At 66.4% G+C, this 12008-nt stretch carries 13 protein-coding genes and 1 pseudogene; all 14 read left to right on the top strand.

Features of this window, described 5'->3' with window-relative positions:
- Positions 1 to 225, top strand: a pseudogene (locus tag VGH54_RS10975) (phosphotransferase family protein); the annotation flags it as partial.
- A 9-nt stretch (positions 226 to 234) separates the two neighbouring features.
- Entirely contained in the window at positions 235 to 1167 is a 933-nt protein-coding gene (locus VGH54_RS10970) for a catalase family peroxidase (protein ID WP_331512003.1), read from the top strand.
- The gene (locus VGH54_RS10965) at positions 1167 to 1511 is read left to right on the top strand and encodes a DUF6285 domain-containing protein (protein ID WP_331512002.1); all 345 of its coding nucleotides are present in this window, start codon (positions 1167 to 1169) and stop codon (positions 1509 to 1511) included. Before VGH54_RS10970 ends, VGH54_RS10965 begins: the two co-directional genes overlap by 1 nt.
- 11 nt (positions 1512 to 1522) lie before the next feature.
- The gene (locus tag VGH54_RS10960) at positions 1523 to 1918 is read left to right on the top strand and encodes a DUF4440 domain-containing protein (protein ID WP_331512001.1); all 396 of its coding nucleotides are present in this window, start codon (positions 1523 to 1525) and stop codon (positions 1916 to 1918) included.
- Positions 1919 to 1942: 24 nt separating this feature from the next.
- Positions 1943 to 2479: a YceI family protein gene (locus VGH54_RS10955; protein ID WP_331512000.1), complete on the top strand. Its 537-nt coding sequence runs from the start codon at positions 1943 to 1945 to the stop codon at positions 2477 to 2479.
- 27 nt (positions 2480 to 2506) lie between these two features.
- Complete coding sequence (locus VGH54_RS10950; RefSeq protein ID WP_331511999.1) at positions 2507 to 2905, top strand: hypothetical protein; 399 nt, start codon at positions 2507 to 2509, stop codon at positions 2903 to 2905.
- Between the two features lie 282 nt (positions 2906 to 3187).
- On the top strand, positions 3188 to 3565 hold the full coding sequence (locus VGH54_RS10945) for an NADH-quinone oxidoreductase subunit A (protein WP_067340608.1): 378 nt from the start codon (positions 3188 to 3190) through the stop codon (positions 3563 to 3565).
- An 8-nt stretch (positions 3566 to 3573) separates the two neighbouring features.
- The gene (locus VGH54_RS10940; RefSeq protein WP_331511998.1) at positions 3574 to 4128 is read left to right on the top strand and encodes an NADH-quinone oxidoreductase subunit B family protein; all 555 of its coding nucleotides are present in this window, start codon (positions 3574 to 3576) and stop codon (positions 4126 to 4128) included.
- Positions 4125 to 4865, top strand: a complete 741-nt coding sequence (locus VGH54_RS10935) for an NADH-quinone oxidoreductase subunit C (RefSeq protein ID WP_331511997.1) — start codon at positions 4125 to 4127, stop codon at positions 4863 to 4865. The genes VGH54_RS10940 and VGH54_RS10935 overlap by 4 nt, the downstream gene beginning before the upstream one ends.
- Before the next feature lie 11 nt (positions 4866 to 4876).
- Entirely contained in the window at positions 4877 to 6193 is a 1317-nt protein-coding gene (gene nuoD / locus VGH54_RS10930) for an NADH dehydrogenase (quinone) subunit D (protein WP_331512004.1), read from the top strand.
- Positions 6190 to 6975, top strand: coding sequence for an NADH-quinone oxidoreductase subunit NuoE (gene nuoE, locus VGH54_RS10925; RefSeq protein WP_331511996.1), 786 nt, complete (start codon positions 6190 to 6192; stop codon positions 6973 to 6975). Before nuoD ends, nuoE begins: the two co-directional genes overlap by 4 nt.
- Positions 6975 to 8297, top strand: coding sequence for an NADH-quinone oxidoreductase subunit NuoF (gene nuoF / locus VGH54_RS10920; RefSeq protein ID WP_331511995.1), 1323 nt, complete (start codon positions 6975 to 6977; stop codon positions 8295 to 8297). Before nuoE ends, nuoF begins: the two co-directional genes overlap by 1 nt.
- Positions 8294 to 10693 (top strand): NADH-quinone oxidoreductase subunit G, encoded by a 2400-nt coding sequence (locus VGH54_RS10915; protein ID WP_331511994.1) that lies wholly within the window; start codon positions 8294 to 8296, stop codon positions 10691 to 10693. Before nuoF ends, VGH54_RS10915 begins: the two co-directional genes overlap by 4 nt.
- Complete coding sequence (nuoH, locus tag VGH54_RS10910; protein ID WP_331511993.1) at positions 10690 to 11946, top strand: NADH-quinone oxidoreductase subunit NuoH; 1257 nt, start codon at positions 10690 to 10692, stop codon at positions 11944 to 11946. The genes VGH54_RS10915 and nuoH overlap by 4 nt, the downstream gene beginning before the upstream one ends.
- Positions 11947 to 12008: the final 62 nt, after the last annotated feature.

Below are 12008 nucleotides of genomic sequence, written 5' to 3'. Positions count from 1 at the left end.
GAAACAGCCGCCGGGGCCACCGTCGACCGGACCGCGTTTCACTGGTGGTTGGTGCTGGCCACCCTGCGCTGGGGTGTCATCTGCCGATACCAGGCCGAACGCCATCTGAGCGGACAGACGCGCTCCGTGGAGCTGGCCACGATCGGCCGCCGCGTCTGCGAGACCGAATGGGACCTGCTCAACTTGCTCGACAACACGCTCCCCCAGGCCCGGTTGAACGCCTAGGCTTTCACCGTGGTCACTCCTGATCAGGCAATCGAAACCATTCGCGAAACCGGCGGGGCGAAACCGGGCTACCGGGCCTTGCACGCCAAGGGCAAGCTCTACCGTGGCACCTTCTCCGCGACCGATGCGGCCGCCGGACTCTCCCGCGCCGCGCACCTCACCGGGGCGGCGGTGCCCGCGCTGATCCGGTTCTCCAGTGGCTCAGGCAATCCGGCCCAGCCCGACAATGCCCCGGGCGTTCGCGGGATGGCGGTGAAGTTCACCCTGCGGGACGGGTCGACCACCGACGTGTCCACGCAGACCGCGAAGCTGTTCCCGGCCAGCACGCCCGACGGCTTCGTCTCGCTGCTGCATGCGATGCGCCCGGGCCCCGCTGCGCCGCTGCGTCTGCTCGCACACATCGCCACTCACCCGCGACTGCTGTCGGTGCTGCCGGTGGTTCGCGCCGCCAACAAAGTGCCGGCAAGCTACGCCACCGTGGCCTACCACGGACTGCACGCATTTCGCTGGATCGCCGCGGACGGCAGTGACCGATTCGTGCGCTACCACCTGCAGCCGGCAACCGGCGAGGAGTTTCTTTCACCGGACGTGGCGAAAAGCAAGGGCGCCGACTTCTTGATCGACGAACTCGACAAACGCGTTGCGGCCCAACCGGTTCGGTTCGAGTACCAGGTCCAGATCGCCGCGCATGGCGATTCGACCGTCGACCCGTCCAAACCCTGGCAGAGCACCCAGACCGTCACTGTCGGGACCCTCGAGATCACCGGCGTCGAGACGCAACGAGAGCACGACGGCGACATCGTCGTGTTCGACCCGATGCGCGTCACCGACGGCATCGAGGCGTCCGACGACCCGGTTTTGCGGTTCCGCACGCTCGCGTACTCCGCTTCGGTGAAGCTGCGCACGGGCGTCGATCGCGGTCCCGAAGCACCCGCGACCTGATGACGTCCGCGCACGGTCGTCCCACCGCGGCGGAACTCATCGCCGCGGTGGCGGAATTCCTCGAGACCGATGTTCGGGAGTCAACTGCGGGCCAGGTCAATTTCCATTCCCGGGTCGCGGCCAACGCGCTGCGCATGGTCGAGCGAGAACTGCTCGCCGACACTGAGGCAGCCGACGTTGTCGCGGGCGCACTGGCCCGCGTCGGGTGCGTCGATGAGGCCCAGCTGGCCGCCGCCATCCGGGCCGGTGAACTCGACGGCGGCAACGACGACGTGCAATCGGCGCTGCGCGCGCTGGTCGGCCGCCGGCTGGCGGCCGCACACCCCGGCTACCAGGACGAGTAGGGAGATACGCCATGCCCGCTACCGAGATCGTCGTCGACTTGGCGGATGAATTGTTCGCGGCAATCGAGCGCGGCGACGAGGCACGGCTGGTTGAGCTGTTCGACGACGACATCGCGGTGTGGCGGGCCGGCGCGCACCGCGACGACGACAAGCAGCGAGCGCTGAAGGTCTTGCGGTGGTTCATCGGCGTCACCGCCGAGCGCAGCTACGAGATCCTCGACCGGCAGCTGTTCCCCGACGGCTTCGTGCAGCAGCACGTCCTACACGCGACCGGCGCAGGAGGCGGATTGATCGCGCTGCGGGTGTGCATCGTTATCAAGACGAGTGTCTCTTCTGGTTCTCGAGGCCTGATCAGACGTATCGATGAGTATTTCGACCCGGCGGAACTCGCGCCGATAATGAGCTAGCCGACAACGGAGGGAGCGGCGCCCATGACGAATGTCGACACACTGCTGAACGATCCGGACACCGCCGGGGTATGGATCCTGGATCCCGCCCGCTCAACCGTCAACTTCAAGATCAGAAACTGCTGGGGCCTGATCAACGTCAAAGGCCGCTTCACCGACGTCAGCGGCGACGGCCAGGTCACCGGCAAAGGCGCAATCTTCGGCCGGCTCGATATTCAGGTCGCGTCGTTGCGCACCGGCATCGGTAAGCGCGACAAGCATCTGCGATCAGCCGATTTCTTCGACGCCGACCGGTATCCGGGCATCAGCGTGGTGGTGACCGCCGTCGAGCCCACAATCGGCGACAACGCCGATCTGCGGGCCACGTTCAGCATCAAAGGGACCACCGCAGAGGTGCCGCTGCCGGTGCACGTCAGTGCGCTCGCCGACGGCTCGTTGCAGGTGTCGGCGAACACCGAGATCGACCGCGACCAGTTCGACGTCGGCTGGAATCGGTTGGGCATGGTCGCGAAGACGGCGACGGTGTCGGCCGACGCGTACTTCGTGCGGGCGCCGCAGTAACTGCCGTCGGGCAGTACGATCTGGACCGTGTCTGCCACCAGCCCCTTGCGGATTCTCGTGTACAGCGACAACGCCAACACCCGACAGGCTGTCATGACGGCGTTGGGCAAACGAGTCCATCCGGACCTGCCTGAGCTGAGCTACATCGAGGTCGCGACGGGGCCGGTCGTGATCCAGCAGGTGGACGCCGGCGGCATCGATCTGGCCATCCTGGACGGCGAGGCGACTCCCGAAGGCGGCATGGGCATTGCCAAGCAGCTCAAAGACGAAATCGACGACGGACCACCGATCGTGGTGCTGACCGGACGCCGCGACGACGCCTGGCTGGCCAGCTGGTCGCGCGCCGAGGGCGCGGTCCCCCACCCCATCGATCCGATCCGGCTCAGCCGGACCGTGCTCGAGTTGCTGCGCACCCCGGTCCAGTAGCCACTGGAACGGCCTTGGCGCATCCGCCGCCGCGACGCTGCGCGGGGCCCCCCAATCTCGCAGATCGTGGCTTGAAAATCAGCCAAATCGTTTCGCGCTCTGGATAATTCGCGGATTTCGGATGGTTGGCCCGTTGACGTCTACCTCGCGACATGAACCATTCACCAGGTTGTGGTTGAGGTCACATCTAACCTGCTGAGCGCGGGACTGCACGCGGTCGCTAGGCTGTGGTTGCGCTCACAGTCCAGCCCATAGACCAGAGTGAGGAAGCGTCGTCTCGGGATGAATCTCTACCTACCCATTCTCGTACTCGGAGGGATCGCCGCAGCCTTTGCGCTCGGCTCGGTCGCGCTCGCCCAGATCACCGGCCCGTCGCGCTACAACCGCGCCAAGCTGGAGGCGTACGAATGCGGGATCGAGCCCAGCGACCAGCCGGCCAACGCACCGCACGCCGGCAGCGGGCAGCGTTTCCCGGTGAAGTACTACCTCACGGCAATGCTGTTCATCGTCTTCGACATCGAAATCGTGTTCCTGTACCCCTGGGCGGTCAGCTACGACCAGCTGGGACTGTTCGCGCTGATCGAGATGGTGGTGTTCATGCTCACCGTCTTCGTGGCCTACGCATACGTGTGGCGCCGCGGCGGCTTGACGTGGGATTGAGGTAAATCGTGGGTCTGGAAGAGAAACTGCCGAGCGGCTTCTTGCTGACGACCGTTGAACAACTGGCGGGATACTTTCGCAAGAACTCGTTGTGGCCCGCCACATTCGGACTGGCCTGCTGCGCGATCGAGATGATGGCCACTGCCGGGCCGCGTTTCGATATCGCACGTTTTGGCATGGAGAGGTTTTCGGCGACACCCCGCCAGGCCGACCTGATGATCGTGGCCGGCCGGGTCAGCCAGAAGATGGCCCCGGTGCTGCGTCAAATCTACGACCAGATGGCCGAACCCAAATGGGTACTGGCGATGGGCGTCTGCGCATCGTCTGGCGGCATGTTCAACAACTACGCCATCGTGCAGGGCGTCGACCACGTCGTGCCGGTGGACATCTACCTGCCCGGCTGCCCGCCGCGTCCGGAAATGCTGCTGTACGCAATCCTCAAGCTGCACGACAAGATTCAAGAAATGCCGCTGGGCGTCAACCGCGAGCGGGCCATTGCCGAAGCCGAGCAGGCGGCCCTTGCCGCCCGGCCCACGATCGAGATGCACGGGCTGCTGCGATGAGTTCACCGGAGCACGACTCCAAGCGCGCTGCCAGCGAAGTCGGCGGAACACCGGTTGGCACCGACCCCTCCGACGCCGAGCTGATCGGCGTGCGCCGCGGCATGTTCGGCGTCCGGGGCAGCGGTGACACCTCGGGCTACGGACGGCTGATTCGTCAGGTCACGCTCGACGAAGGAAGTCCCCGGCCCTACGGCGGATACTTCGACGAGCTGGTCGACCGGCTGGCCGAGACGCTGAAAGCCGACGATGACATCGAATTCGCCGACGCCGTCGAGAAAGTCGTCGTCTACCGCGACGAGCTGACGCTGCATATACGGCGCGAACTGCTGCCGCAGGTCGCGCGCCGGCTTCGCGACGACCCGCAGCTGCGCTTCGAGCTGTGCCTGGGCGTCAACGGCGTGCACTACCCGGACGAAACCGGGCGCGAGCTGCACGGGGTGTACCCGCTGAGCTCGATCACCCACGGTCGTCGCGTCCGACTGGAAGTTGCTGCGCCAGACGGTGATCCGCACATCCCCTCATTGTTCGCGATCTACCCGACCAACGACTGGCACGAGCGCGAGACCTACGACTTCTTCGGCATCATCTTCGACGGCCACCCGTCGTTGACCCGCATCGAGATGCCCGACGACTGGCAGGGACATCCGCAGCGCAAGGACTATCCGCTCGGCGGCGTTCCGGTGGAATACAAGGGCGCGCAGATTCCCCCGCCCGACCAGCGGAGGTCCTACAACTGATGAGCGACACGATGAACGCGGCGCACGAGGATGACTCGGACACCTTGATCGCTCTCACGGGCCAAGATTGGAACCGGGTCGTCGAGGCCGCCCGACAGAGCGGCGAACCCGGCGAACGGATCGTCGTCAACATGGGACCGCAGCACCCGTCCACGCACGGCGTGCTGCGACTGATCCTGGAGATCGAAGGCGAGACCGTCACCGACGCCCGATGCGGAATCGGCTACCTGCACACCGGAATCGAGAAAAACCTCGAATACCGGTACTGGACGCAGGGTGTGACGTTCGTGACCCGAATGGACTACCTGGCACCGTTTTTCAACGAGACCGCCTTCTGCCTGGGCGTCGAGAAACTGCTCGGCATCACCGACGAGATACCCGAACGCGTCAACGTTATCCGGGTGATGATGATGGAGCTCAACCGGATCTCCTCGCACCTGGTCGCCCTGGCGACCGGCGGTATGGAGTTGGGCGCGATGACGCCGATGTTCGTCGGCTTCCAGGGTCGCGAGATCATTCTGACGCTGTTCGAGTCGATCACCGGGCTACGGATGAACAGTGCCTACATCCGGCCGGGCGGCGTCGCGGCGGACCTGCCACCCAACGCGCAGACCGAGATCGCCGAAGCCCTCAAGAAGCTGAAGGTCTCGTTGCGCGAGATGGGCAACCTGCTCAATGAGAGCGCCATCTGGAAGGCACGCACCAAGGACGTCGGCTACCTGGACTTGACCGGCTGCATGGCTCTGGGAATTACCGGGCCGTGTCTGCGATCCACCGGGTTGCCGCACGATCTGCGTCGCACCGAACCCTACTGCGGATACGAGAACTACGAGTTCGACGTGATCACCGACGACGGTTGTGATGCCTACGGCCGCTACATCATTCGCGTCAAGGAGATGTCGGAATCGGTGAAGATCGTCGAGCAGTGCCTGGACAAGTTGCGGCCCGGCCCGACCATGGTGGAGGACCGCAAGATCGCCTGGCCGGCCGATCTGACAGTCGGCCCGGATGGCCTGGGCAACTCGCCCGAACACATCGAGAAGATCATGAGCGGCTCGATGGAAGCATTGATCCACCACTTCAAGCTGGTCACCGAGGGCATCCGGGTTCCGGCCGGGCAGGTCTACGTCGCCGTCGAATCACCACGCGGCGAATTGGGTGTGCACATGGTCAGCGACGGCGGCACCCGCCCGTATCGGGTGCACTACCGGGACCCGTCCTTCACCAACCTTCAGGCCGTCGCCGCGATGTGCGAGGGCGGCATGGTCGCCGACGTGATCACCGCGGTGGCCAGCATCGATCCGGTGATGGGCGGGGTGGACCGATGACAGCAGCACAGACTCCCGGCGTCAGCAGCAACGGCGAGCGGGTGTTCATCCGGCTGGGCCCGCCACCCGAGGAGCCCGGACAGTTCGTCACCGACGGCGCACCCCAGTCGTACCCGGCCGAGGTGCAGGCACGTTTGGAGGTCGAAGCCAAGGAGATCATCGGTAAGTACCCGAACCCCCGCTCGGCGCTGCTGCCGCTGCTGCACCTGGTGCAGTCCGAGGACGGCTACATCACGCCGGCCGGTGTGGAATTCTGCGGCGAACAGCTCGGGCTGACCGGTGCCGAAGTTGCCGCTGTCGCAAGCTTTTACACCATGTATCGCCGTGGACCCACCGGCGAATACCTGGTCGGGGTTTGCACGAACACGCTGTGCGCGGTGATGGGCGGCGATGCGATCTTCGACTCGCTCAAAGAGCACCTCGGTATCGGCAACGACGAGACGACCGACGACGGATCGGTCACCCTGCAACACATCGAGTGCAACGCCGCGTGCGACTACGCACCGGTGGTGATGGTCAATTGGGAGTTCTACGACAACCAGACCATCGAGTCGGCACGCAAGCTCGTCGACGGGCTGCGCTCCGGTGAGCCTCCTGCCCCCACCCGCGGTGCGGCGCTGTGCAAATTCAAAGAGACCGAGCGCATCCTGGCCGGTTTCCCCGATTCGCGGCCGGACGAGGGCCAAGGCGGGCCCGGTGCGGCCACGCTGGCCGGGCTGCGGGTTGCCAAGGAGCGCAACATGACCGCGCCGTCGCCCGAAGGTTCAGGGGAAGGTCAGTAATGGGGTCACCAACACCACTGGCTCCGGTGCTGAGCCGCTTCTGGGACGACCCCGAGTCGTGGACTCTGGAGACCTATCGCCGCAACGACGGCTACCGGGCGCTGGACAAGGCCTTGAAGATGGAGCCCGACGCGGTGATCACCACCGTCAAGGATTCCGGGCTGCGCGGTCGCGGCGGCGCCGGGTTCTCGACGGGAACGAAGTGGTCGTTCATCCCGCAGGGCGACAGCGGCGCGGCCGCCAAGCCGCACTACCTGGTGGTCAACGCCGACGAGTCGGAACCCGGTACCTGCAAAGACATTCCGCTGATGCTGGCCACCCCGCACATCCTGGTCGAGGGCGTGATCATCGCGTCGTACGCGATCCGGGCCAGCCACGCCTTCATCTACGTGCGCGGTGAGGTGCTGCCCGTGCTGCGACGCCTGCAAAACGCGGTGGCCGAGGCGTATGCCAACGGCTACCTGGGCCGCAACATCGCCGGCTCGGGCTACGACCTCGAGTTGGTGGTGCACGCCGGAGCCGGCGCGTACATCTGCGGCGAGGAGACGGCGCTGCTCGACTCGTTGGAGGGCCGCCGCGGCCAGCCACGACTGCGTCCGCCGTTCCCCGCGGTCGCCGGCCTGTACGGCTGCCCGACGGTTATCAACAACGTCGAGACCATCGCCAGCGTCCCGTCGATCATCCTGAACGGCGTCGACTGGTTCCGGTCGATGGGCAGCGAGAAATCGCCCGGCTACACGCTGTATTCGCTGTCGGGACACGTCACTCGCCCAGGTCAGTATGAAGCCCCGCTGGGCATCACCCTGCGCGAACTGCTCGACTACGCCGGCGGCGTGCGGGACGGACACCAGCTGAAGTTCTGGACGCCGGGCGGATCGTCGACACCGCTTCTTACCGACGAGCACCTGGACGTGCCGCTGGACTACGAGGGCGTCGGATCAGCGGGGTCGATGTTGGGCACCAAGGCGCTGGAGATTTTCGACGAGACCACCTGCGTGGTGCGCGCAGTGGGCCGGTGGATCGACTTCTACAAGCACGAGTCGTGCGGCAAGTGCACGCCGTGCCGTGAGGGCACGTTCTGGCTGAGTCAGATCTACCACCGCCTGGAAGCCGGTCACGGCACCGCCGAAGACCTGGACAAGCTGCTCGATATCTCCGATGCGATTCTCGGTAAGTCGTTCTGCGCCTTGGGCGATGGCGCGGCAAGCCCGGTCGCGTCGTCGATCCAATTCTTCCGCGACGAATACGTCGCGCACATCGAGGGCGGCGGCTGTCCGTTCGATCCCAAGCTGTCCATGCTCGCCCCGAACGGAGCCTCATGACTCAGACGGCCGACACCGGAAAGAAGGTCACCGAGCCCGAGCTGGTGACGCTGACCATCGACGGCACCGAAATCAGTGTTCCCAAGGGAACTTTGGTGATCCGCGCGGCCGAGTTGATCGGCGTGCAGATTCCCCGGTTCTGCGACCACCCCTTGCTGGACCCGGTCGGCGCGTGCCGCCAATGCATCGTCGAGATCGAGGGGCAGCGCAAGCCGATGGCGTCGTGCACCATCCCGGTCGCCGACGACATGGTGGTCCGCACGCAGTACAGCTCGGAGGTCGCCGACAAGGCGCAGCACGGTGTGATGGAACTGCTGCTGATCAACCACCCGCTGGATTGCCCGATGTGCGACAAGGGCGGTGAATGCCCGTTGCAGAACCAGGCCATGTCCAACGGCCGCCCGGATTCTCGGTTTCACGACGTCAAGCGCACGTTCGCCAAGCCGATCAACATCTCCTCGCAGGTGCTGCTGGACCGCGAGCGCTGCATCCTGTGCGCGCGCTGCACCCGGTTCTCCGACCAGATCGCCGGCGACCCATTCATCGAGATGCTGGAACGCGGCGCGCTGCAGCAGGTCGGCATCTACGCCAACGAACCGTTCGAGTCGTACTTCTCCGGCAACACCGTGCAGATCTGCCCGGTCGGAGCCCTCACCGGCACTGCCTACCGCTTCCGGGCCCGTCCGTTCGACCTCGTCTCCAGCCCGAGCGTGTGTGAGCACTGCGCGTCGGGATGCGCGCAGCGCACCGACCACCGCCGCGGCAAGGTGCTGCGCCGGCTGGCCGGCGACGAGCCCGAGGTCAACGAGGAATGGAACTGCGACAAGGGCCGGTGGGCCTTCAACTACGCCACGCGGGGTGACCGGATCACCACTCCGCTGGTCCGCGACGCGGACGGCTCGTTGGGGCCCGCGTCGTGGCCGCATGCGGTGGCCGCGGCCATCGAAGGCCTCACCACAGCACCCGGCGGTGCCGGTGTCCTGCCCGGTGGCCGGCTGACCGTCGAAGATGCTTACGCCTACTCCAAGTTCGCCCGAATCGTGCTGGGCACCAACGACATCGACTTCCGTGCGCGCCCGCACTCGAGCGAGGAGACGCAGTTCCTGGCGGCTCGGGTCGCGGGCAGGCTGATCACGACGAGCTACTTTGATCTGGAGTCGGCACCGGTGGTCCTGCTGGCCGGCTTCGAACCGGAAGAAGAGTCGCCGATCGTGTACCTGCGGCTGCGCAAAGCCGCCCGCAAGCACGGGCTGGCGGTGCACGCGGTTGCGCCGTTCGCCAGCAACGGATTGCAGAAGATGCAGGGCACGCTGATCCAGACCGCGCCCGGTGGCGAGGTCGCCGCATTGGACGGGCTGGCCGGCGCAGAACTCGGCACGCTGCTGTCCAAGCCCGGGTCGGTGATCATCGTCGGCGAACGGCTGGCCGACGTGCCCGGCGCATTGTCGGCCACGGCCCGGCTCGCCGACAGCACCGGCGCCCAGCTGGCCTGGGTGCCCCGTCGCGCGGGCGAGCGAGGCGCGCTCGAGGCCGGCGCGCTGCCGGGGTTGCTGCCCGGCGGCCGGCCGCTCAGCGACGAGACCGCCCGCGCGCAGGTGGCTCAGGGCTGGCACGTCTCCGAATTGCCTTCGGCCGAAGGCCGTGACGCCGACGGAATTCTGGCTGCGGCCGCCGACGGCTCGCTGGGCGCGCTGCTGGTCGGTGGCATCGAACCCGACGACTTCGCCGATCCCGCGGCGGTACTGGCCGCGCTGGACGCCGCGGGTTTTGTGGTGAGCCTGGAGCTCCGGCACAGCGCCGTGACCGAGCGCGCCGATGTGGTGTTCCCGATCGCGCCGGCGGCCGAGAAGGCGGGCACCTACATGAACTGGGAGGGCCGCCAGCGCAGCTTCTCGGCAGCGCTGCCGCCTGCCGCCACACCAGACCTGCGAGTACTCGACACCCTGGCCGACGAGCTGGGCATCGACCTCGGCTTCCCCACGGTGGCCGCCGCGCTCGCCGAATTGAACGCGATGGGCACCTGGGACGGCACGCCCGGCCCGGCGCCGACCGTCGCCGCTGCCGCGGCACCCACACCCGGCGCCGGTGAGGCTGTGTTGGCCGGCTGGCGGATGCTGCTCGACGACGGGCGGCTACAGGACGGCGAGCCACACCTGGCCGGCACCGCGCGCACCCCGGTGGTGCGGTTGTCGGCGGAGACCGCGGGCGCGATCGGCGCCGCCGACGGCGACAACGTCACCGTCAGCACCGCGCGCGGCACGATCACCCTGCCGTTGACGATCACTGACATGCCCGACCACGTGGCGTGGCTGCCGCTGAACTCGCCGGGCTCGGCGGTGCACCGGCAGCTGGGCGTCACGCCGGGCGCCGTGGTGATGATCGGAGTGGCAAAGTGACCGGCTTCGGACACGACACCTGGTGGCTGATCCTGGCCAAATCGCTTGTGGTCTTTGTGTTTCTGGTCCTGACCGTGCTGATCGCGATCCTCGCCGAACGCAAGATCTTGGGCCGGATGCAGCTGCGCTGGGGACCCAACCGGGTTGGGCCGCGCGGCTATCTGCAAAGCCTCGCCGACGGCATCAAACTGGCGCTGAAGGAGCCGATCACCCCGTTCGGCGTCGAGAAGCCGATCTTCCTCCTGGCGCCGGCCATCTCGACGATTCCCGCGATCACGGCCTTCGCGTTCATCCCGTTCGGCCCGCAGGTTTCGGTGTTCGGCCACTGGACACCGCTGCAGGTGACCGACCTGCCGGTGGCGGTGCTGTTCATCCTGGCGCTCTCGTCGGTCGGGGTTTACGGCATCGTGCTGGCGGGCTGGTCTTCGGGCTCGACCTACCCGCTGCTGGGTGGGGTGCGGTCGACCGCGCAGGTGATTTCCTACGAGGTCGCGATGGGCCTGTCGTTCGCCACGGTGTTCCTCTTCGCCGGAACGATGTCCACGTCGCAGATCGTGTCGGCCCAGGACCGGGTCTGGTACGTCTTCTTGTTGTTGCCGTCGTTCACGACCTACCTGGTGTCGATGGTCGGCGAGACCAACCGGGCGCCGTTCGATCTGCCCGAGGCCGAAGGGGAACTGGTCGCCGGTTTCCACACCGAGTATTCGTCGCTGAGCTTCGCGATGTTCTATCTCGCCGAGTACATCAACATGACCACGGTGTCGGCGCTGGCCGCCACGCTGTTCATGGGCGGCTGGCACGCGCCGTGGCCGCTGAACATGTGGGCCGGGGCCAACAGCGGCTGGTGGCCGCTGCTGTGGTTCATCGCCAAGGTGTGGGTCTTCTTGTTCTTCTACATCTGGCTGCGCGGCACCCTGCCGCGGCTGCGCTACGACCAGTTCATGGCGCTGGGGTGGAAGCTGCTGATCCCGGTGTCGCTGATCTGGGCTCTGATCGCCGCGGCGATCCGCACCCTGCGGAACCAGGGTTACCCGCACTGGACGCCGGTGCTGGTCGGCGCCAGCATCGTCGTCACAGCCGTGCTGCTCTATTTGCTGCAAAGACCGTTCAGCAACAGGCAGATTCGCAACAGACGGCGCCGCAACGAGCCGGTGGAGGCAGGGTCCTCAGCGTCCTCGGCGCCGGCATTTCCCACGCCGCCACTGCCCGGCCAGTTGCCGGTGACGGCGAGCAAGGAGACTGCACATGGCTAAATTCCTGAGGTCGCTCGCGGGATTCGGCGTCACGTTCGGCTCGATGTTCAAACGGCCCGTCA

It is taken from the genome of Mycobacterium sp., assembly GCF_036488105.1.
In the GTDB taxonomy this organism is placed as follows: Bacteria; Actinomycetota; Actinomycetes; order Mycobacteriales; family Mycobacteriaceae; genus Mycobacterium.
This window is presented reverse-complemented; position numbering and strand designations above follow the sequence as displayed.

Coding starts and splice junctions, on each gene's coding strand:
- nuoF (WP_331511995.1), top strand. CDS start 6,975: ATGGGGTCACCAACACCACTGGCTCCGGTGCTGAGCCGCTTCTGGGAC.
- VGH54_RS10935 (WP_331511997.1), top strand. CDS start 4,125: ATGAGTTCACCGGAGCACGACTCCAAGCGCGCTGCCAGCGAAGTCGGC.
- VGH54_RS10960 (WP_331512001.1), top strand. CDS start 1,523: ATGCCCGCTACCGAGATCGTCGTCGACTTGGCGGATGAATTGTTCGCG.
- nuoE (WP_331511996.1), top strand. CDS start 6,190: ATGACAGCAGCACAGACTCCCGGCGTCAGCAGCAACGGCGAGCGGGTG.
- nuoD (WP_331512004.1), top strand. CDS start 4,877: ATGAACGCGGCGCACGAGGATGACTCGGACACCTTGATCGCTCTCACG.
- VGH54_RS10955 (WP_331512000.1), top strand. CDS start 1,943: ATGACGAATGTCGACACACTGCTGAACGATCCGGACACCGCCGGGGTA.
- VGH54_RS10915 (WP_331511994.1), top strand. CDS start 8,294: ATGACTCAGACGGCCGACACCGGAAAGAAGGTCACCGAGCCCGAGCTG.
- VGH54_RS10945 (WP_067340608.1), top strand. CDS start 3,188: ATGAATCTCTACCTACCCATTCTCGTACTCGGAGGGATCGCCGCAGCC.
- VGH54_RS10965 (WP_331512002.1), top strand. CDS start 1,167: ATGACGTCCGCGCACGGTCGTCCCACCGCGGCGGAACTCATCGCCGCG.